We start from the raw sequence: 21,024 nt of genomic DNA, 5'->3' as shown, positions 1-21,024 counted from the left end.
TTCCGGCGGCGCGCCGGAAGGAGGTGTTCCGGCGCTTACTTCTTGCCGCTGGCCGCCGCGACCTCGGCTGCGAAGTCGGATTCCTGCTTCTCGATTCCCTCACCGAGAGCATAGCGCACGAAGCCCGCGATTTTCACAGGCCCGCCGACCTTGCCTTCGGCCTCCTTCACCGCCTGCGCCACCGACTTGCCGGTGTCGTGGATGAAGGCCTGCTCGAGCAGGCAGACTTCCTTGTAGTAGGTCTTCAGGCCGGACTCGACGATCTTTTCGATCACGTTCTCCGGCTTGCCCTGCTGGCGATATTTGTCGGCGAGCACGTCCTTCTCGCGCTTCACGACCGCCGGATCGAGGCCGGACGGCTCGAGCGCGAGCGGGTTGGCCGCCGCGACATGCATCGCAATCTGACGACCGAGCGCTGCGAGCTCGTCGGCCTTGCCGGGCGATTCCAGCGCGACGATCACGCCCATCTTGCCGGCGCCGTCGACGACCGCGCCGTGGACGTAGCTCGACACCACGCCCTGGCTCACTTCAAGCGAAGCTGCACGACGCAGCGTCATGTTCTCGCCGATGGTGGCGATCGCGTCGTTGATCGCGGCTTCCACCGTGACGTCGCCGACCTTGGCGGCCTTGATCTTCTCGACATCGGCGCCGGCATCGAAAGCGACCTGGGCGACCATCTTGACGAGGCCCTGGAACTGGCCGTTGCGCGCGACGAAGTCGGTCTCGGAGTTGACCTCGACCACGACGCCCTTGTTGACCTTGGTGACCGCGCCGATGAGGCCCTCGGCCGCGACGCGACCCGACTTCTTGGCGGCCTTCGACAGGCCCTTCTTGCGCAGCCAATCCTGCGCCGCTTCCATGTTGCCGTCGTTTTCGGTCAGCGCGGCCTTGCAGTCCATCATGCCTGCGCCGGTGGACTCGCGCAGATCCTTGACCATCGCAGCAGTGATCGTTGCCATCGTTGAAAATCCTTCTTGCCTGCCGGTTCGCCGCGGCGTGGCATCCATTGCCCCGCCGCGGTCCATCTCAGGAATTCGCGTCAACTGAATGAAATGGCGGCCGGACCTTGTCCGGTCAACTCATCGCTCTTTTTGACTATTCCGCTTCCGCGGTCAGTGCCTTGGCCTTGGCCACCCAGGCATCCGCGCGGCTGGGCAGACCGACTTCTTCGCCGATCGTGTGCGCGGTGTCATGGTCGAGCTCGGCGAGCTGCCAGTAGTGGAAGATGCCGAGGTCGTTGAACTTCTTCTCGATCGCACCCGACACGCCCGGGAGCTTCTTGAGGTCGTCGGCGGTGCCGCGCGGACCGGCAAGGCCCTGGAAGCCGCCGGCCGAGGGGAGATCTTCGGCGACCGGGCGGGCCGAGGCGCCGATGTCGATGCCGGAATCACCCTGGGCGCGCGAGATGCCGTCGATCGCGGCACGCGCAATCAGATCGCAGTAGAGCGAAATGGCGCGACCGGCGTCGTCATTGCCCGGCACCACATAGGTGATGCCCTTCGGATCGGAGTTGGTGTCGACGATCGCCGCGACCGGAATGTTGAGCCGCTGGGCTTCCTGGATCGCGATGTCTTCCTTGTTGGTGTCGATCACGAAGATCAGGTCGGGCAGACCGCCCATGTCCTTGATGCCGCCGAGCGAGCGATCGAGCTTGTCGCGCTCGCGCTGAAGCGTCAGGCGCTCCTTCTTGGTGTAGGAATTGGCTTCGCCGCCAGCCAGCACTTCGTCGAGATGACGCAGGCGCTTGATCGAGGCCGAGATCGTCTTCCAATTGGTCAGCGTGCCGCCGAGCCAGCGCGAATTGACGAAGTACTGCGCGCAGCGCTTGGCCGCGTCCGCGACGCCGTCCTGCGCCTGGCGCTTGGTGCCGACGAACAGAATGCGGCCGCCCTTGGCAACGGTGTCGCTGACGGCCTGGAGAGCCGCATGCAGCATCGGCACGGTCTGGGCGAGGTCAACGATGTGGATGTTGTTGCGAGCGCCGAAAATGAACGGAGCCATTTTCGGATTCCAGCGGTGAGACTGGTGACCAAAGTGCACGCCGGCTTCGAGGAGCTGACGCATAGTGAAATCGGGTAGTGCCATCGTTCTAATTCTCCGGTTGGTTCCTCCGGAAGCGTGTGAGCAAGACGGAGCGTTGTCGCCCCGGCTGCCACCGGACGGCCTTGTGAGCCATGCTTCCGTGTGAGATGGCGCGCTATATAGCGCCATTTCGGCCAGAAGCAAGGAAATAAGGGCCTTTCGGGGCTTTTATCGCCCGCGAAAGGCCCATCTCGGGATTTCCGCCCTGCCCGCTAGCACTTTGGCTGGTTGGGCGGGCATCTTTTCGCCGCAGGGGCCGCAGGGGGCCGTGGCGGCGGCGCCACCGGACGCGGCGGCGGCGCGACCGCAACCCGCGGCGGAGGCGGAGGTGGCGGCGCCGGTCTTGCCACCGGCGGGGGAGCCGGCCGGGCAGCTGCAACCGGCGGCGGCGCCGGACGGGGTGGCGGCGGTGCAGCCACCCGCGGCGGCGGCGGGGCTGCACGCGCTGGCGGCGGGGGCGGCGGAGGCCGCGCCGAGATCTGCGGATGCGGCGGCGGCGCAGCGACGTGTGGCGGTTCCGGCCTGATTTGCTGCCGGGCCACCGGTGGTGGCGGAGGAGGAGCCGTCGGTTTGACGGAAGTTACGGCCGGCTTGGCGGTTACAGCCGCCGGCGGCGGCGCGACGGCATGGCCTGGCGGGTTTCCCGCCGTTGGCGGCGTTGAGGTGGCCGGTACCGCAGCAGTTGGCGCCGGCGGAGTTGGAGCTGGCTTGCCGCCGGGAGCTTGACCACCGGGCGCCTGGATCGCGGACGGCTGCGCACCGGCTCGACCGGGCACCGGCGGCGCGCCATGGCCCCCCGGAACGGGGAGCGCGTGTGCGTCAGGCTGTTTTGGCTGTCCTGGCGCGGGAGCGATTGCGGGCGCGTTGGCCTGGGCCGGCGTGCCCGCGGGTGCGGCTGCCGTCGGAGCAGGCTTGCCGCTCGGCGTCTGGACCGAGGGCTGCGATCCGCCCCCCCCTGGAGCGGGCGGCGTATTCTGCGATCCGGGAGCCGGAAGCGCGTGACCTGGCGCCGGCGGTGCCGTCGGGGCAACCGTCGTTGGCGAGGCGTTGACCGGCCTCGCCATCATCGCAGCCGGCTTTGCCGTCGGGTTGCTGACCAACGCCGCCTGGCTGGGCTTCAGCGGCTGGTTCGGATGGGCCTGGATCGCCTGCGCCTGAAGCTTCACCGCCGTCGGCACCTGCGTCATCCCGGCTGCGCGCCCTGGTCCATTTGCCGCAACGGCTGCGGCCGCGGCGGCATTGCCGGCCGGCAGCGCGGCCGCCGGCTGGTTGATCACGGTGTTGATGACCGTGGTGTTGTGGATGTTCTGGTAGATGATGTTGTTCGGCGGCGGCGCGACATAGACCGGCGGACTGTAGAACACCGGAATCGGCACGAACACCGGCTGCGGCAGCACGAACAGGCCGACGACCGGCAGCGGCGGCGGCAGCACCACGAAATCGGGCGGTGGCGGCGGGCAGAAATAGATCGGCGGTGGTGGTGGCGGCGCAAAGCCGAAATCAGGATCGCTGAAATACAGCACCGGACGGTCGACATAGACCACCTCCTCCGGCGGCGGAGGCGGAACGTCGTAGTCCATCATCGCGAATGTCGGCGGCGGCTCGAGCGGCGCAGTCAGGATCGCAAGCCTGCGCCGGGCATCGCCCGCATGCGGCCCGCGCGGATAGCGGCGCAGATAAGACCAATAGGCATCAGGCGTGTCGGCGCGATAAGTCCGCCGCCAGGTAATCGCTTCGCGGCGCGCCGCCACGATCGCCATCACGCGCTTCGCCAAGGGATCGCCGGGATAGGCGGCAAGAAAATCCTCGTAGGCCGGCAGCGTGTCGCGCTCGAGCGCGGCCGCATAGGCGTCCTGCACGCCGAGATCGCGCATCGGCTTGTTACGGATCGCGGCGACCTGATCGGGTGCGGCCTGCGGCGGCGGCGCATCAGGCGCGCGCTCGAAGAAGGCGAATTGCGCGGTGATCTTCTGGTCGTCCCAGGGCACCTGCGCGCCCTTGGAACTCTCGTTGACGCGGAGGCGAACGCGGTCGAACACCTCCGGCAGCGACAGGCCCCCGGTGCGAATCATCTCCGCCAGCGATTGGGCGTAGATGCCGTAGGGCCCCGGCTCCTCAGGCGCCACCGTGCCGGGCGCCGCGTTGAAGGCGATCAGCATGTTCGGATCGGGTTCGACCAGCGCCAGCCCGCTCGCAATCGGCTGCTGGCCGCCCTCTATGAAGGGTTGCGCGCGCGCCGCATCGAGCACGATGACGTTGGCCTTGAGCGGGATCGAGGCGAGCTGGCGGGCATAGTCGCTGATACGCAGCGCCTCCGTCGGAATGTCGGTGTCACGCGCGATGTTGGAATCGACCGGGATGAAATAGTTCTCCCCGGCGAGTTGCACGCCATAGCCGGCCAGATAGATCATCGCGACGGTGCCGGGGCCTGAGGCCTGCGCCTTCTGGATGAAATCGCGAAGACTCTTGCGCAGCGTGTCGCCGTCGAGATCGCGCGCGCCGACCACGTCGAAGCCCGCCGCCTGCAGCGTCTGCGCGATCAGGCCGGCATCGTTCGCGGTGGTTGCCAGCGGCGACTTCGAATAGGCGCCGTTGCCGACCACGAGCGCAATGCGCTTTTCCTGCTGCTGCGCGCCCACCGGACCGAGCGCGCCCGCAACGAGCAGGATCGGCAGCAAAAAGCAGATGAAGATCTTGTGTGTCCCGCGCATGGCTCGCTCGTTATTGTTGTTGAGGTGCCAGCGCGCATGAGACGCGCGGCCGGCTGAACGGCACTTGAACGAAAGGCTCGGATTGAGGCGGCGCCATGGCGCGCAGGCTTGTCAGGATCATGTCAGCTTCGCCGGACCCAACGGCCACCCTCTCTCGCAGGGTGACGTGGCCCGCTCGCATCAAAGGCGCGGCTCGCCCGGGCGAGCCTGACTGCGGTCGGTATCGAGCTCGCCCTTCAGACTGCCGATCTTGTCGAAGAAGGCGTCCTCGCTACTGACTGGAACCGCACGCAACATCGGCGGCATCAGCCAATGCACCGTCCGCTGCCGTCCGGAATCGGTGAAGGCCTCTGATTGCTGCAACGTTTGCACGCCGATGCCGCCCGCCAGCAAAGCCGCGACGAGTCCCCCTTTCAACCACAGCCGGCTGCGCCCAATCTCGCGCAGATGACCGAAGCAGACGATCGCAAAGATCAGCCATCCCGCGACATACTCGTAGCTGACGCCCCACGGCCAGGTCCAGGCGAATGCGGCATATTGCGCGAACTCGTTGCAGAGCGAAAAGGCAGCGAGGCCGATCAACACGATCAGGAGATTGCGCAGGAAGTGCGAGCGTCCGGTGAAGATGCGGCAGAGCAGCGCCCACAGCCCGACCCAGACCAGGAGCGTCCCGGCGACCGTCAGCAGCGGCGTGAAATAGGCCGATGCGCGCGGCTCGCTTGTCTGTGTCAGCCAGATCTTGAGGGCGTCGATCGCAAGGATCAACACACCGATGACGAGCGCCAGGATGATCGGCAAGACATGCCGCTCGGGCGGCGCAATCAATTCACGCTCGACTTCGTGATCGACGTCGCGAATGCGCAGGTAAGTCTGCCCGATCCGGATCGGCTGCTTTCCGTCCACGACGAAATCGGACAGCCTGGTCTTGCTGCCGTCGATGAATGTGCCGTTGGCGCTGCCGACGTCCTCGGCGAAAAGGCTGCCATCGTCGCGGCGGACCACGCGCAGATGCTGCGCGGCCACGTAGGGATCATCGATCACGACATCGTTGTCGTAGCCCCGCCCGATGCGCACCTCGGAAGCGGCGATGCGAACGCGTGCGGCGACTTCGCGCTGTCGCGAGAGTATCTCGATCCACATCATTTGCCGGCCTGCACCGCTTCGAGGAAGCGCTTGCCGAGCGCGATGGCGTCGTCATAGCCGACCGCCTGCATATTCAGCCGCGAGACCAACGCTTCAAGTGACTGGTCCTGCGTGACCGCGATCAAGGACACGTCGTAAAGTCCTTCGAACTGCCGGTAGGCCTGCGCGCACCACACGACATGCAGCGGCGGATGCTGCGGCGCCGCGCCGGCCTGGACGAAGTCCTCGTGACACCGCTCCGGCGTGTACCATTTCTTGAAGGGACCGCCGACGCTGAGGCGGGGCTGACTGATCCGGATGAGATAGGTTGCGAACTGGAATTGATTGAGGTCGACGGTCTTGACCAGGGAATGATTGATGTTGATCGCACCGATGTTGAGGTCGGACGCCACGAACACGCTGGTGTCGCTGCTGCATTCGGTGGAGTTGACGCTGGCGCGCGGCTTCGGCGTGTCGCTGGCATTGGTGCTGGCCCAGCAGTTGAACCAGAGCGCCTGCGCCGCGGGCGCGCGGTAGCGACCGAACGTGTCCGAGCGGAAATCCGCTTCACCCAGCGATTTGTAGAGTCCTGATCGCCACGCGACCAATTGCCGGCCCACCTCGTCCTTGATATCGGACGGCTTGACGTCAGAGGATCTGGCATTCTCACCGGATCGCTGCAGCAAATCCGCCGCAAACCGCGCGGGCACCAGGAAGCTGATGAGCTGGCCGCCCCGGCGCGTTGCGACGTTGACGCCGATGACGTTGCCGTCGGCAGCGACCGCCGGGCCTCCGCTCATACCGGGATTGAGCGCGCCGGAGAAATGGATCCGATCGGTGTAGGTATGATCGGTGACGCCGTTATAGGTGCCTTCGATGATGGTGAAGCCGAGGTCAAGCGGATTGCCCATCGAATAGAGCCGCTCGCCCTTGGCGAGCTTGCCTTCGAGCGCCGCCTGGTTGAAGGCAAAGAATGGCACGTCCTTCTTGTCGATACGGACCAGCGCAAGATCGTTCGGCAAATCGACGCGCAGTAGCGTCACCTTGCCCTGGCTGCCGTCGGCGGCGATATATTCAAGCCGATAGGTGTCCGGCTCCAGCACGGCCTGCGAGACGACGTGATAGTTGGTGATCGCCAGTCCGTCCGCAGAGACGAGGAAGCCCGAACCGATCGAGGTCTGGCGCCCGGCATCCGCGACCAATGTACGGATTTGCAGCAAGCGCGGCGGCGCGGCCGCATAGATGCGCTCGGCGACCGAACCTTCACCCTGCGCCGCCGACGCCATGTCCGAAGCGCACACCGCGATCAGAACCGACAATCCGATCGCACGCACCAGCGCGCCGAAAAACGATTTTTGCAAGTCCCTGCTCCCGCGCAAATGCACGCAAGGTTGCATAGCCAAAGCACGGAGGGGCTGCAACATGGTCCGGCTTCGTCCGAAGCACGGACGCGAGGCATCTCATCCCTGGGCGATCAAATCGACGGCGCCGGTCGCGAGCCGATAGACACCGCCGACCACCCTGAGCTTGCTCTGCGCGACCGCGGCGTCGAGAATCGGAGTTGCCGATTTCAGCTTCGCGACATTGTCGATCACGTTCTGCCGGATCGCCTTGTCGAGCACCTCGCCGCCCTGCTGCATCGCGGCCTTGGCAGCCGGCGCGATCGCGTCGACCAGCGCGGGAATGTGCCCCGGTGGCGACGTGTTGCCTTTGATCGCCTTCAGCGTCGCATCGACGGCACCGCACGCATCATGGCCGAGCACGAGGATCAGCGGCGTATTGAGAACAGCGACCGCATATTCCATGCTGGCGATGGTCTCGGTGCCGGCAAAATTGCCCGCAACGCGGCAGACGAAGAGATCTCCGCGGCCGGTGTCAAAGGCATATTCCGGCGCGATGCGCGAGTCGGCGCAGCTCAGCACCGCCGCGAACGGATTCTGCCCACCAGCCAGCGCCTCGCGCTCGTGCTTGAAATCGTGGCGCCGCGATACGCCGTCGACATAGCGCGCATTGCCTTCCATCAGCCGCTTCAACGAAGCGTCCGGCGACAGCACGTTCTGGGGTTTGGGCGGCGCCTTGTTGTCCTTGGCGAAGGCCGCGCCACTCAAGGCGAGCCCAAGTGCAGCACCGGAGAAATGGATGAACGATCTCCGCGAAGGGCCGATCCCGGTATCAGTAACGCGAGCGCATTTTTCGCACATGCTTTTTTCTCCCGAGCAACCGCTGCGGCTGGACCGCCGCAGCCGTGCCGCGGCGCGCATCTTAGTTGATGGCTTGCAATTCGGCGAGCTTCGTTCGCGCCGTCGCCTCGTCCAATGCGACAAGCTCTGCCGGCCCGGGATTGGCCTCCCCCGCCGTCGCAACCGACACGACTGCGAGCCCGGCCAAGCCACCGAGTATCGCTCCACCCGTCGCCGCATCGTGCCTGGCGCTGCTCTTGATCAGGTAGAAGTGCGTCCGTCCGGCCTCCATCACGATCTCGCGCTTGGTGTCGCCGGGGAAAAGCGCTTCGGTCACCAGCACGTCGTGCCGACCGGCCGGACGATCAGCATAGGCATATTTGCCGGCCACGACCCGCCCGAGCGATGTCCCATCGAGCTTCACCTCGCAGCCGCAGATGGCCATGCTCAGGCCCTCGCGCTTGTCCTGCAAGAAAACCACGCGCGCTTGCCCGCCGCGTGGAGGTCCGATCTTCCGTGACACGGATGCAAAGTCGGTTCCGACCTGATCGCTGACGCAGCCCGTCAGCATGGCGCCAACGGCCAACAACAACACGCCCAATCGCAGCATCACGCACCCCAGCCTATTCCCCGGCATGGATGCTAGCCAAAATCACCGCCAGGTTGCAACAGCAACCCGACGTTGACAACGCAAATGACCTGGAACGGCGCTAGATCTGCTGCACATCCACGACGCCCGCGACCGCCTTGATCGCGCCGGCGATCTGGGGCGAGACTTTGAAGCGGCCGGGCAGCTTCATCTCCACCTCGGTCTCGAGGTCGAGCATCATCACCAACGAGACCTCGCCGTCGCCGTTGGAGCGCGGCGCGATGCCGGGACTGCCGATCTTTGGCGTGGCGCCGTTCGCGGCCGCGGCTTCCGGTCCGGCCAGGCGCTTGGCGATCGAGTCCAGCGGCTTGGTATCGCGCACGAAGATGCGCAGGCCCTTCTGCGTCTTCGCCGCGGCGTCATCCAGCGGCTCGGCATGCAGCACGCGCGCGCGGACGTCCTCACCCTGGAGCTCGGCGCCGAGCTGGAGCAGCACCGCAGCGCCCGGCTCCAGCACGTCGCGATATTGCGCGAGGCCTTCGGAGAACAGCACCGCCTCAAAATGGCCCGTGGGATCGGAGAGCCCCATGATGCCCATCTTGTTGCCGGTCTTGGTGCGCCGCTCCATGCGCGACACCACCGTCGCCGCAACCTTGCCGGCGGTGGCGCCGGTCTTCACCGCACGCGAGAACTCGGCCCAGCTCTGCACACGCAGCCGCTTCAGCACGGTGGCGTAATCGTCGAGCGGATGACCCGACAGGAAGAAGCCGATCGCATCGTATTCGCGGCGCAGCCGTTCGGCCGGCAGCCACGGCTCGATCTGCGGCAGCATGATGGTCGGCGCGTCCGCCGACATGCCAAACATGTCGTTCTGGCCGATGGTCTCGGCCTGATGCGCACGCTGGCAAGCAGCCAGGATCGAATCGGCCCCGGCGAAGACCCGCGCCCTGTTCGGCTCCAGCGTGTCGAAGGCGCCGGCGGCCGCGAGACTTTCGATGATGCGCTTGTTGATCGCACGCGGATTGACGCGCGCCGCAAAGTCGGCGAGCGAGGTGAACAGCCCCCGCTTGGTCCGCTCCTCGATGATCTGGTCGATGGCCTGGATGCCGACGCCCTTCAGCGCGGCGAGCGCATAGTAGATGACCTTGTCGCCGACCTCGAAGGTCGCGCCGGAACGATTGATGTTCGGCGGCTCGACCTTGATGCCAAGCCGCTGGGCCTCGGAGCGAAATTCGGAAAGCTTGTCGGTATTGTTGAGATCGAGCGTCATCGACGCTGCGATGAACTCCACCGGATAATGCGCCTTCATATAGGCGGTGTGGTAGGACACCAGCGCATAGGCCGCCGCGTGGCTCTTGTTGAAGCCGTAGTCGGCGAATTTTGCCAGCAGCTCGAAGATGGTCTCGGCCTGCCCCTTCGGCACGCCGTTCTTCACCGCGCCCGCAACGAAGATGTCGCGCTGCTTGTCCATCTCGGCGCGGATCTTCTTACCCATGGCGCGGCGGAGCAGGTCGGCGTCGCCGAGCGAATAGCCCGACATCACCTGCGCGATCTGCATCACCTGTTCCTGGTAGATGATGACGCCGAAAGTCTCCTTCAGGATCGGCTCGAGCACGGGATGGAGATACTCCGGCTCCTCGTCGCCGTGCTTGCGCGAGCAATAGGTCGGAATGTTCGCCATCGGGCCCGGGCGATACAGCGCGACCAGCGCGATGATGTCCTCGAAACGGTCGGGGCGCATGTCGACCAGCGCGCGCCGCATGCCCTGGCTTTCAACCTGGAACACGCCGACCACCTCGCCGCGCGCCAGCATCTGGTAGCTCTCGGCATCGTCGATCGGCAGCGTCGCAAGATCGACATGGATGTCGCGCGGCTTGAGCAGCTTGCACGCGACGTCCAGCACGGTCAGCGTCTTCAGGCCGAGGAAGTCGAACTTGACGAGGCCGGCCGGCTCGACCCATTTCATGTTGAACTGGGTCACCGGCATGTCGGATTTCGGATCGCGATACATCGGCACGAGTTCGCTTAAAGGGCGATCGCCGATCACGATACCGGCCGCGTGGGTCGAGGCGTGCCGGGTCAGGCCTTCGAGGCGCTGCGCGATGTCGAAGGCGCGCGCCACCACCGGGTCTTCGTCGCGGAACGCCTGAAGCTTCGGCTCGCTCTCGATCGCAGCCGCCAGCGTCACCGGTGCGGCCGGATTCTGCGGCACGAGCTTGGTGAGCTTGTCGACCTGGCCGTAGGGCATCTGCAGCACGCGGCCGACGTCGCGCAGCACGCCGCGCGCCTGCAGCGTACCGAAGGTGATGATCTGCGCGACCTGGTCGCGGCCGTAACGCTGCTGGACGTACTGGATCACCTCGCCGCGGCGGTCCTGGCAGAAGTCGATGTCGAAGTCCGGCATCGAGACGCGCTCGGGATTGAGGAAGCGCTCGAACAGCAGGCCGAACTTGATCGGGTCGAGGTCGGTGATGGTCAGCGCCCACGCAACCAGCGAGCCGGCGCCCGAGCCGCGGCCCGGCCCGACCGGAATGCCCTGGCTCTTCGCCCATTTGATGAAGTCGGACACGATCAGGAAGTAGCCCGCGTATTTCATGCGCATGATGACGTCGAGCTCGAACGCCAAGCGCCTGTTGTAATCCTCCTCCGTCATGCCTTGCGACAGGCCGTGCACCCGGAGCCGCCTGGCGAGCCCCTCCTCCGCCTGCCGCTTCAATTCGGCCGCCTCGACCGCGGCGGCATCCGAGCTGCCGGCGGCGCCGACCGTAAAGAACGGCAAGATCGGCTTGCGCGTCATCGGGCGATACGAGCAGCGTTCCGCGATCTCGACCGTGGAGGCCAGCGCCTCCGGAATATCGGCGAACAACACCGCCATCTCGGCGCGGGTCTTGAAGCGGTGATCCGGCGTAAGCTGCACGCGATCGGTCTCGGCGATCAGCCGGCCGCCGGCGATGCACAGCAGCGCGTCATGCGCTTCGTAATCGTCGGTCGCGGCGAAATACGGCTCGTTGGTCGCGACCAGCGGCAGGCCCTTCGCGTAGGCAATGTCGATCAGCCCGCTCTCGATGCGCCGTTCCTTGTCGAGGTTATGGCGCTGCAATTCGACGTAGAGGCGATCGCCGAACAGGCCGGCGAGACGCTCGCAGCGCGCGGCCGCAATGTCGGCCTGGCCGCTCGCAAGCGCGAGCGAGATCGGTCCGTCCGGGCCGCCGGTCAGTGCGATCAGCCCTTCGGTCTCGCCGTCGAACCAATCGAACTTGATGAACGGCGCGTGGCTGTCGGGTGATTCGAGGAACGCGCGCGAATTCAGCCGCATCAGGCTGCGATAGCCGCGCTCTTGCGCGGCCAGCAGCACCACGCGGGAGGGCGGAAGCGCGTTGCGCGCGTTGGGATCCTGGTCGCCGAAATCGATCGCGAGCTCGCAGCCGACGATCGGCTGGATGCCGGAACCCGCCATCTTGTCGGAGAATTCGAGTGCACCGAACAGATTGTCGGTGTCGGTCAGCGCCAAGGCCGGCTGGTGATCCTTCTTCGCGAGCTCGGCGAGCTTGGCGATCTTGATCGAGCCCTTGAGCAGCGAATAGGCCGAGTGAACGTGAAGGTGGACAAATCCGGCGCTCGGCATGGTCGCGTGACGGCCTCTTGTGAGAAGAGTTGGAGCGGTCGCCGGCGCCCCAAGGCGTGATGTTCGGGCGACTCGCCTCACAATGGTGGGGGCTCGCCGCGTCAGAGTCCACGCCGGAGCCGCCGATCGGCCGCCTCATCCCGCTTTTCCCCAAGGGCCGCGAGAAAAGAGCCATGAGAAAAGGGCCACGAGATGGTTCCCGAGCATCGGTTTACAAGACCGCTGCTCCAGCACCGCAGCATCAGAGCTGCGGAATCACCTGAGCCCAGATCGCGATCATCCCGACGAACAGCGCGATCGACGTCAGTGCAGCGGCTTCTTCCACGAAAATCCTGAACATGGCTTGCTCCATCACCAGAACGTATGAAGAACATTGTTCTCATTTCGTTCTATGGAGTCAAGCGATCTGGGGCGGCTCGAAACGAAATGGTTAACTCGCTGAATTCACGCAATAAAAAAGCCCCGGCGCGAAGGCCGGGGCTTTCGACAACCGCTTCTTGCGAAGCGATCAGTCTCAGTGCTCTGCTCAGTACTTGGCCAAGACCGGGCCGCCAAACTTGTAGTTCAGGCGGACGAGACCCATGTCGACGTCCTGACGGATGCGGTCGGTCGACGGCACCAGCGCGAAGGTGACGTCCTTGTCCTGCAGGAAGATGTGGTTGTACTCGACGCCAACCGACCAGTTCGGCGCGAAGCCGTACTCGAGGCCGGCACCGACCGTACCACCCCAACGGGTCTGGCTGTTCGAGGCGAGCAGCGCGCCGGTGGCAGTGCTGGACACCTCGTACTTGGTGCCCGCAACGGCCGCACCGCCCTTCACGTAGAGGAGCACGTTGTTCCAGGCATAGCCGATCTGGCCGGTGATCAGACCGAACGAATCGATCTTCGAGCGGTTGCGCGTGGCGAACAGCGCGCTGACGTTGTCACCCGAGAAGTCGGCCCAGTTGCCCTGGCCTTCCACGCCGAACACCCACTGGCCGGACTGCCAGCGATAGCCGATCTGGCCACCGACCGTGCCGCCGGTCGCATCGTGCGAACCTTCGCGGCCACCGCCGACGAGATCCCAGGTCGAGTGCGAGGAACCGCCGCCGCCGTTGATACCGATGTAGAAGCCGCTCCAGTCATAGACCGTGGCGATCATCGCAGGCGCCTTGGTGTAAGGACGCGCAGCGAGGTCAGCAGCCAGCGCCGGTGCAGTCGCGCTGATCGCGACAAGGCTCACAGCAGCGAGCAACATATTCTTGTTCATTTGAATCCCGTTCCAGTTTCGTCGTTAGGCCCCCGGGCCATGGCGACCTCATACCAGCGATCGACGGAATTGCTGTAACCTCGACGCAACAGTTCACGCCAAAGGGTCCTGTTTCATTAACGAGTGTTTAGCGCGCGAAGCGCGGAAACCCTTTGAAACAAGAGTTTTCAGCGATTCCAACGTCTGCCGCGCGACTCGCATTGCGTGAGCGCGTAACAACGTCGCGCGCACGATTGTGTGATCAAGGAATCGAAGACGCGCGCATCATTTCCTCTCCCCATTGTCGCCACATTCTCGCGCGCGATCGCCACAATTGCGGACGCCGAGAACGCAACGCCTCTCGAAATCGTCCACGCGCGCAAACGCCCTGCTTTCTCATTGCCAGGGCGGAACACTCAACGACGGCGCGATTGCGACGGCCCCCTGCTCGCCCCGCCGTGCCAGATCATCGCAGAGCGACAGCGCGATATCGTCGAGCGCATAGTGCGGCTCGCGCGCCGCGCGCCACGTATCCCATGCTGAGGTCTCGCTCTTGGCGAGCGCGAGCAGATCACGCGCCAGGTTGACGCGCGCGAAGAACATTCCCGTCGTCGTTCCGTGCCCCAGCTGCTCGGGATCCATCGCGCCGGACCGGCAGCGTTTCCACGCCTCGATACCGGTGATGAACGCCGTACGCGGCACATCGGTTGGCTCGAAATCGAATTTGAGGAGATTGCGGTGCGGCTCGTCGAGCTCGGCATCGACCAGCACCCAGCGTTGCTCGTCCCGCATCCAGTATTCGCACACCCAGTGATCGTGATAGGGATGACCTGAAAAGTAGGTGCCGAAACCGCAGCGGACACGGGCGGGCACGCCGTGCTGGCGCAGAATTGCGCACAACATCAGCGCAAAATCCCGGCACGTTGCCAAGGCTCTCAATTCACCCGGTCGCGCCATCGTCAGCGGCCGAGGGTCAATCGCCAGAAGCTGATCCAGACGTTTGGACACCGGCAGCGTGGCGCGGCTCTGACCGGAAAACGCAGCCGCGTCGAAGCCCTGGCTCTCGATCCAGGCCTCGTGGATCAGCAGACCGTGCAGGATGCGACACACCGCTGGAATATCCAGCGGCAAGTCGCTGATCAGACCGGCATGAACGCCGGGATCGCTCAGCGGGCTATGGCTGGCGTAGTCGTCGAGCGTCGCAGGTTCATTCATCCGGAGCAGCATAAGCTCGCGGCGCCCCAGCGCGCCACTAAAAGTTGTAGACGCTCCGATCGTCCTGTAACGTGAGATCGTCTCCTTCATCGCGCCTGGTCTTCTCATTTCATGCTCGCCCGTACCTTGCTCCTCGTGGCCTCGCTGACGATCTCCGGCGCATTGCGCGCAGAACCGACGCCGGCCGAGAAGGCGGGATTTGCGTCCAGGCTGACGATCTATCTTGCCAAGGGGGCGCCCGATGCATGCGGGCCGGGCTGCGACCGCTGGATCGCCATCGAGGGCGAGCTCGACGGCAACGCCGCGTCCCGCGTCCGCCGCTTTCTCGCCGGCGTCAAGGACACGCAGCGTCCGATCTATCTCCATTCGCCCGGCGGCAACGTGGAGCAGTCCTACATCATCGGGCGGCTGCTGCGCGGCCGCAAGGCGATCGCGCGCGTTGGCCAGACGATTGCGGCGGCGTGTGCCGCAGGCACGCAGGTGGATGCCGCGTGCCTGAAGGCGAAGAACGCAGGCGGCGAGATCGAAGCCGAGCTCACCACTCACCATGCGATGTGCAACTCGGCCTGCGGCTACCTGTTTCTCGGCGCGACATCGCGCGAGGTGGCACCGGACGCCGCGCTGGCGGTCCACAATTCCAGGCTCGTCTTCGCCATTCAGGGCCATCCGCCGCCGGCGTTGCTCGCAGAATTCAGGCAGCGTCGAACCGCAACCGCCGACCGCGAGCGCACGGCCTATATCGCGGCGATGGGGATCAGCCGCGAGCTCGATGATCTGATCCGGACGGTGAAGTTCGAAGATCTGCACATGCTGACGCGCGCCGAGCTGTACCGCTTCGGCATCGACACGCGGGCGCTAGCCGAGGCGAAGTGGCGACTGGAGAAAGCAACCTCGCCCTATGTCAGCAAGTTCGCAACGCTGAAGAACGAAGGCGGCCCGTCGTTCCGAACGATGGAGTGGCGCCTTTACTGCGACCGCAAAAATCGCGTGCCGCTGATGTTCGCGGCCGAGATCGACGAGGCGTCGGTGGGCAAACGCACCATCATGATGACGGCAGACGCCGCCCCCAACGAGCAAGCCGGAGGATCTCCGATGCGGGCCGGCAAATACGAAATGTGGAGCGGCTCGCTCGATTTCGGCACGTTCAGGGCGATCATGGCGTCCCGCTCCCTCCATGTCCGGGAGACCACGCGGAAGTCCGACGAAGCGGCAGACGTGACAACGTTCGACATCGACGCCACGGGCCTGCCCTCGGCGTGGTCGCAGCTCGAAGCATCATGCCCACCGGCGACGCCCGCTGCGAAGAGCCCTTGGCCGGCGGTGTCTCTGCCGAAGGCTACGGCAACGCCACCGGCTGCGCCGTCGCCCTGACGTCATCGAGATTTGCGCCGGCCACGTCCGTCGTGCTCAGCGTGCCGCTGCGATCTTCGCGCGGAACGACTCCTGTCCCTCGACGATCTTGTCGATCAGCACATCGAGCGCCCAGAAGCGCTCGCGGATGTCGAAATCGACCGCCCGGCTCTCGGTGCAGGAAAAGGTGCCGAGCCGCTGGTGATAGAGCTTGGCCAGCTTGGGATAGCCCATCGGCTCCGCCATCGCGGCGAGCGCGAGATAGACCGAAAGCTCGTTCGCCAGCACCGGATGCTTCTGATGCTGCGTCAGCAGCCATTTGTAGAGGTCGGGGTGGAAGTTCGTGAATACGCCGGTGAACCCGGGAGCTCCCGACTTCATCGCGTCAAAGGCGATCGCGGCATTGGCATTGACGATCGTCAGCGGCGTGCCCTGGGTCAGCTTGACCCGGCGCTGCACGGTCGGAAGGTCGCACGAGACGTCCTTGAGAACTGCGAAGCGGCCGCTGTCTGCGCAAAAGGCCAGCTCATCATCGGAGAGAAGCCGGCGGAACGGCGCCGGGCATTCATAGAGGCCGAGGCTCATGTCCTTGGGCAGCCGGTCGAGCAGCCAGGTCAGATTGTCGGTGAAATTAGTCCCCGTCGGATCCAGGGACGCAAGTCGGTTCGTCACCAGCACCAATCCGTCGACGCCCGTCTTGGCAATGGAGGAAAGCTCGGTCAGCTGGTCCTCCCTGGATTCGCTGATATGGCCGGACGCGATGACCGGTAGCCGGCCTGCCGCGGTCCTGGCGACGAACCTCGCCAGCGCCACGCGCTCGTCCAGCGTCAGGAACTGCATCTCGCTCGACTGGGCGACCGCGAACAGCGCGTCGGCCCCGTTCGCGATATACCACTCGATCAGCCTTTCCAGGCCGGCATAGTCGATCGTCTTGGCTTCGGTGAACGGCGTCAGCATCACGGGAATGATGCCCTTGAGAGCGATGGTCACAGGCAGGCTCCAAAGCGTGTCGAACGGGGTAACGAAGGTGGCGGCGGCTCCGCTACCGGTTCGCGACTATAGATCATTGGCAAGAGGCCGTCCGCAGCAACACCGTGCGCTGCTGCGGACGCTTGTCGTTATTCGCTGACGATCTTCTTGATGCGGTCGATCATCTCATCGACGGCCTGCTCCGGCGGCACCTTGTCGAGGACCACGCGGATGGTGGCCTTCGCCCAGACGTTCTCGTTGTTGACCGTGGTGAACTTGTAGTTCCGCGTCATCTCGTAGCCGCCGACGCCCGCCGCAAACTGGTCGCGCAGGATCTTGCGATGCTCGTCCCCGTTCCAGAATGCCGACTTCACGGCGGCAGTCTTCACAGGGAACCAGCGGCCCAGCGCGCCTTCGACATAGGGCTGCAGGTTTTCGTCCTGAAGCAGGAACTGCACGAACTCCTTGGCACGCGCCTTGTTCTTGGCCTGCTGGAAGATCACGCCGACCACGACCGAGCTGCGGGTGTGCATCGGCGTACCGTCCGGCTTGCTCGGCCAGGGCAGTGTCCGGATGCGCTCCTCGTAGTTCTTCTTGGCCTCGTCCCGCTGCTCGGCGGTCAGGGTCTGGTTGGTCGAGTCATCCAGCCACTTGCCGGGAATCGAGATGGTCGGATTGAAGGTCATCACCGTCGTCTTGTTGTGGAAGGCGACGTTGTTGTCCGCGTCCTTCCAGCTCGTCGCGGAGGACGGAACGCAGCCCTTCTTGTAGATCTCGGTGTAATCCCTGAGCGCGGACACGAGCCCGGCCTTCACCTTGGGATCGTCGAGCAGCAGCTTGCCGCTGTCGTCGACCATGACGACATTATAGGCCTCGGCGAAGGTCAGAAAGCCGATCAGGCTGTCGCTGCTGTCCACGCCCATCGGCAGGCCGATGCCATAGACGCGCTTGCCGCTTGCCTTGCGAACCGCTGGCTGCGCCTTGTCGCACCAGAAATTCCAGAAACCGTGCCAGTCCTTCGGAATGTCGCTTTCCTTGAGACCGCCCTCCTCGAGCATGTCTTTCCAGTAGTGCAGATGCAGCGTCGCCTGCTTGACCGGGAAAGCGTAGTAGCTCTTGCTCTTGGTCTGCTCGTTTTGCAGCATGACCGTATCGAGCGCGCTCTTGTCGAACTGGTCCTTCATCGGCGTGAGGATGGCGCCGAGATCCTCGAGCTTGCCTTCGGCGGCCCATTTGCCAACGCTCTGGAAGTTGAAGGTGTCGGCATAGGCGACGTCAGGCACCGTGCCGGAATCGAGCGCCGCAACGGTCTTCGGAATGACGTCCTGCGTCGCGTATTGCGACAGCTCGACCTTCACACCGGTCTTGGCTTCGAATTTGTGAATCGCTTGGAGCAGCGCGTCTTCTTCGGCCGAGTAAAAGCCCTTGTTCCACCAGACCACGAGCTTCTCTTCGGCGTGGGCCGCCGGCGCTATCGCGAAGGTGCTCAGCAGAAGCGTGGCTGCGACGGCGCAGCCGTTCAGTGTTTTCGACAGACCAAGGCGCATTCCTGCATTTCCTCCGATGGCGCTTCCTTGCGAAACGCTCGCTACGTTTATGACGACAAGCCGTGTCGTATGTAAGCGCTTACATATTGGGTGTCAATTTCACCGAAAGGTCCGATTTCTGTTGTCTTTCAATGACATGAACCGATTTCCATTCGGTGCAGGTCAGCCATCTCGCCGGTCAAGCAGGCAAAGGCGGCGCCCTTCCCCACCCCGGATATCACCCGCGATCGTCAAGCCAGCGGGCCCGAGCTGTCCCTGACCTGCAACACCGGCACGATCTCTTTGGACTGTGGCCTCGTCTTGTGGCCGGCAACGACGGCGAGGAGCTCGCTGGCGGCCAACGTCCCGATCTCCTGGTTGTCGACCTTCATGGTGGTCAGACGTGGCGTGAAGCGCGACGAGATCGCGAGATCGTCGAACCCGGTGATCGAGAAGTCCGTTGGCGCCTTGAGGCCGAGGGCATTGGCAGCCATCAAGGCGCCGAGCGCGATGTTGTCGTTGCCGCACACGATGGCCGTAGGTCGCACCTCTCCCTCCCGCGTCATCAGCCGCGAAAAACTCTCGGCGCCGAATTCCAGCGTGGAGGGACCGATCAGCAAATTCTCATCCGGCATCTGCCGATCCGCAGCCGCCAGCGCCTCCCTCACGCCGGCAAGCCTGGCGGCCACACGATCGTTGTTCGCGACCGGCTGGAAGATGCCGGCAAAACGCCGGTGTCCGAGGGAGAGCAGATGATCCGTGATCCGGGTGAAGGCGGCACCGTTGTCGAAGCCGATACAGGGATGTTCCGACAGCCTGCTGTAGGAGTACATGACGACGTAGGGAATGTCGCGGGCCTTCAAGGCCGCAAAGAGCTCTTCGGGATGGTTTTCACCGACGAGCGCAATCGCCTCCACGCCCCGCGCGAGCATGGCCTCCGCCTGCCTCAAGCCTTCGAGCGGATCGTAATTGGAGCAGCCCAGAAACAGCGTGAAGCCGGCATTGCTGAACACCGCCTGCATGCCGCCGATCTGATGCGCGAAGATTTCGTTGTCGAGCGTCGGGATGATCGCCCCCGCAATATGCGTTCGGCTCGAGGCAAGCGCCCTTCCCGCGGCATTCGGAATCCAGTTGAGCGCGCGGGCAGCTTCCTTTACGCGCTCCCGGATCGCTTCAGAGACCTTGTCCGGCTCGTTGAACACCCGCGACACGGTGGCCGTCGATACATTCGCGGCGCTTGCAACCGCCTCGAGCTTGACGCGGCCGCTTCCCTCGCGCGTTCGTTTGCCAGTCACAGTCCAAGTCCATCCCGGTGATCGCGTAGCAATTGGCGAACCTACTCCGAAACTTCATCGTTTCGCAAAGAGGTTTGCGGGGCCTTACGCCGGAGGCGAGACAGCCTGCAAGACATCCCTGAACACGCCGTACTGCAATTTGAAGGCTTCAGGACTGTAGTCTTGATAGTATCCCGCGGTGACCGCGACAACGAGATCGAGTTCCGGGACGATGCGGATCGACTGGCCACCTCGGCCGAGTGCGCCAATCCACGGGACGAGACGCCCATTGAGGCGAGAACGTCCCAACCACCACAAATATCCGTAGGATTGATAGTCATCCGCCCTGAGCTTCATGGTGGTCGACGCCTCGATCCATGCTTTGGAAACGATTTGCCGATCGTTCCAGCGACCGCCGGCGAGGACGAGTTGGCCGATTTTCGCCATGTCGCGAGGCCGCAGGCGTAATCCGCCTCCGGCATCGCTGTCGCCCTTGACCCTGCTCCACTCAAATTCGTTGATGCCGAGCGGATTGAACAGCACCGTGCGCGCGAATTCATCGAGCGGACGGCCGGTGGCCTTGCGAACGATCGCCGAGAGCAGCGTGAGCGCACCGGTGTTGTAGAAGAACCCCTGCCCGGCCGGTGCCGTCACAGGAAGACCGAGGACGTAACGAGAGGGATCCTGCGCCATATGCATGCGCACTTCGTCGTTGTCGTCCCCTGTCGCCGGAGTTGCCTCCACCCACTTTAGGCCCATCGACATGGTGAGCACGTGTGAGAGCAGGATGCGATCCTTGTCCGGGGACCGCAGCTCGGGCAATTCGGGAAAGAAGCTGACGACTGGTTCGTCGATGCTTCGGATGAAGCCCTGGTCGATCGCGATCCCGACTACGAGCGACGCGACGCTCTTCGAGCACGATTTTAGATTATGGAGTGTATCGGCGTCGAAGCTGATGTCCTTGACCAGAACGCCGAAGAAGCGACTGGCAACCTCATCGGATCCTCTGAAGTATCGCTCGAACGCTAATCTACCGTGGCAAGCGACCAGCACGGCGTGAATGTTGGCGCCGGAGCTTTCGAGGCGATCGGCCATCCTGCACAGCGCGGCCTGGTCGAAGTCGTTGTCTCCATTGGCCGATAGAACGGACCAG

Annotated in this window: 15 protein-coding genes; 1 reads left to right on the top strand and 14 read right to left on the bottom strand. The window is 64.5% G+C overall.

From position 1 onward, the window contains the following. Positions 1-35 precede the first annotated feature (35 nt). The 10 genes from tsf to ACWAT4_RS18860 all read right to left on the bottom strand — a co-directional run bounded on the left by tsf (position 36) and on the right by ACWAT4_RS18860 (position 14,842). Positions 36-959 carry a translation elongation factor Ts gene (gene tsf / locus ACWAT4_RS18905; RefSeq protein WP_449731103.1) on the bottom strand — a complete coding sequence of 308 codons (924 nt, stop codon included), beginning with the start codon at positions 957-959 and terminating at the stop codon, positions 36-38. A 136-nt stretch (positions 960-1,095) separates the two neighbouring features. Further along, on the bottom strand, positions 1,096-2,085 hold the full coding sequence (locus ACWAT4_RS18900; RefSeq protein WP_212300880.1) for a 30S ribosomal protein S2: 990 nt from the start codon (positions 2,083-2,085) through the stop codon (positions 1,096-1,098). 209 nt (positions 2,086-2,294) lie between these two features. Next, positions 2,295-4,793, bottom strand: a complete 2,499-nt coding sequence (locus tag ACWAT4_RS18895) for a caspase family protein (RefSeq protein WP_449731102.1) — start codon at positions 4,791-4,793, stop codon at positions 2,295-2,297. A 180-nt stretch (positions 4,794-4,973) separates the two neighbouring features. Further along, positions 4,974-5,936 (bottom strand): FHA domain-containing protein, encoded by a 963-nt coding sequence (locus ACWAT4_RS18890; protein WP_212300882.1) that lies wholly within the window; start codon positions 5,934-5,936, stop codon positions 4,974-4,976. Next, positions 5,933-7,276 (bottom strand): S1C family serine protease, encoded by a 1,344-nt coding sequence (locus ACWAT4_RS18885; RefSeq protein ID WP_349629477.1) that lies wholly within the window; start codon positions 7,274-7,276, stop codon positions 5,933-5,935. Before ACWAT4_RS18885 ends, ACWAT4_RS18890 begins: the two co-directional genes overlap by 4 nt. A 99-nt stretch (positions 7,277-7,375) precedes the next feature. Then, positions 7,376-8,116 (bottom strand): carbonic anhydrase, encoded by a 741-nt coding sequence (locus tag ACWAT4_RS18880; RefSeq protein WP_212300883.1) that lies wholly within the window; start codon positions 8,114-8,116, stop codon positions 7,376-7,378. Positions 8,117-8,177: 61 nt separating this feature from the next. After that, the gene (locus tag ACWAT4_RS18875; protein WP_212301117.1) at positions 8,178-8,705 is read right to left on the bottom strand and encodes a DUF2846 domain-containing protein; all 528 of its coding nucleotides are present in this window, start codon (positions 8,703-8,705) and stop codon (positions 8,178-8,180) included. Between the two features lie 100 nt (positions 8,706-8,805). Then, the gene (gene dnaE, locus ACWAT4_RS18870) at positions 8,806-12,309 is read right to left on the bottom strand and encodes a DNA polymerase III subunit alpha (protein ID WP_212300884.1); all 3,504 of its coding nucleotides are present in this window, start codon (positions 12,307-12,309) and stop codon (positions 8,806-8,808) included. Between the two features lie 526 nt (positions 12,310-12,835). Continuing rightward, positions 12,836-13,558 carry an outer membrane protein gene (locus tag ACWAT4_RS18865; protein ID WP_212300885.1) on the bottom strand — a complete coding sequence of 241 codons (723 nt, stop codon included), beginning with the start codon at positions 13,556-13,558 and terminating at the stop codon, positions 12,836-12,838. A 375-nt stretch (positions 13,559-13,933) separates the two neighbouring features. Next, entirely contained in the window at positions 13,934-14,842 is a 909-nt protein-coding gene (locus tag ACWAT4_RS18860) for a transglutaminase-like domain-containing protein (RefSeq protein ID WP_449731101.1), read from the bottom strand. 21 nt (positions 14,843-14,863) lie between these two features. Between ACWAT4_RS18860 and ACWAT4_RS18855 the strand changes: the two genes are divergently transcribed. After that, entirely contained in the window at positions 14,864-16,123 is a 1,260-nt protein-coding gene (locus ACWAT4_RS18855) for a hypothetical protein (protein ID WP_212300887.1), read from the top strand. A gap of 36 nt (positions 16,124-16,159) precedes the next feature. Here the strand turns inward: ACWAT4_RS18855 and ACWAT4_RS18850 are convergent, their stop codons facing one another. The 4 genes from ACWAT4_RS18850 to ACWAT4_RS18835 form a co-directional block, all read right to left on the bottom strand. Next, positions 16,160-17,092 carry a dihydrodipicolinate synthase family protein gene (locus ACWAT4_RS18850; RefSeq protein WP_449731100.1) on the bottom strand — a complete coding sequence of 311 codons (933 nt, stop codon included), beginning with the start codon at positions 17,090-17,092 and terminating at the stop codon, positions 16,160-16,162. Positions 17,093-17,220: 128 nt separating this feature from the next. Then, positions 17,221-18,618 (bottom strand): ABC transporter substrate-binding protein, encoded by a 1,398-nt coding sequence (locus ACWAT4_RS18845; RefSeq protein ID WP_212300889.1) that lies wholly within the window; start codon positions 18,616-18,618, stop codon positions 17,221-17,223. A gap of 230 nt (positions 18,619-18,848) precedes the next feature. After that, positions 18,849-19,892: a LacI family DNA-binding transcriptional regulator gene (locus ACWAT4_RS18840; protein ID WP_449731099.1), complete on the bottom strand. Its 1,044-nt coding sequence runs from the start codon at positions 19,890-19,892 to the stop codon at positions 18,849-18,851. Between the two features lie 84 nt (positions 19,893-19,976). After that, positions 19,977-20,966: a serine hydrolase domain-containing protein gene (locus ACWAT4_RS18835; RefSeq protein WP_449731098.1), complete on the bottom strand. Its 990-nt coding sequence runs from the start codon at positions 20,964-20,966 to the stop codon at positions 19,977-19,979. Between the last annotated feature and the right edge of the window lie 58 nt (positions 20,967-21,024).

This window comes from Bradyrhizobium sp. T-1 (assembly GCF_053592855.1).
This window is presented reverse-complemented; position numbering and strand designations above follow the sequence as displayed.

Bases quoted from the DNA above. Each gene is read 5' to 3' on its own strand.
- tsf (WP_449731103.1), bottom strand. From the start codon at position 959: ATGGCAACGATCACTGCTGCGATGGTCAAGGATCTGCGCGAGTCCACC.
- ACWAT4_RS18900 (WP_212300880.1), bottom strand. From the start codon at position 2,085: ATGGCACTACCCGATTTCACTATGCGTCAGCTCCTCGAAGCCGGCGTG.
- ACWAT4_RS18895 (WP_449731102.1), bottom strand. From the start codon at position 4,793: ATGCGCGGGACACACAAGATCTTCATCTGCTTTTTGCTGCCGATCCTG.
- ACWAT4_RS18890 (WP_212300882.1), bottom strand. From the start codon at position 5,936: ATGATGTGGATCGAGATACTCTCGCGACAGCGCGAAGTCGCCGCACGC.
- ACWAT4_RS18880 (WP_212300883.1), bottom strand. From the start codon at position 8,116: ATGTGCGAAAAATGCGCTCGCGTTACTGATACCGGGATCGGCCCTTCG.
- ACWAT4_RS18875 (WP_212301117.1), bottom strand. From the start codon at position 8,705: ATGCTGCGATTGGGCGTGTTGTTGTTGGCCGTTGGCGCCATGCTGACG.
- dnaE (WP_212300884.1), bottom strand. From the start codon at position 12,309: ATGCCGAGCGCCGGATTTGTCCACCTTCACGTTCACTCGGCCTATTCG.
- ACWAT4_RS18865 (WP_212300885.1), bottom strand. From the start codon at position 13,558: ATGAACAAGAATATGTTGCTCGCTGCTGTGAGCCTTGTCGCGATCAGC.
- ACWAT4_RS18860 (WP_449731101.1), bottom strand. From the start codon at position 14,842: ATGAAGGAGACGATCTCACGTTACAGGACGATCGGAGCGTCTACAACT.
- ACWAT4_RS18855 (WP_212300887.1), top strand. From the start codon at position 14,864: ATGCTCGCCCGTACCTTGCTCCTCGTGGCCTCGCTGACGATCTCCGGC.
- ACWAT4_RS18845 (WP_212300889.1), bottom strand. From the start codon at position 18,618: ATGCGCCTTGGTCTGTCGAAAACACTGAACGGCTGCGCCGTCGCAGCC.
- ACWAT4_RS18835 (WP_449731098.1), bottom strand. From the start codon at position 20,966: ATGGCCGATCGCCTCGAAAGCTCCGGCGCCAACATTCACGCCGTGCTG.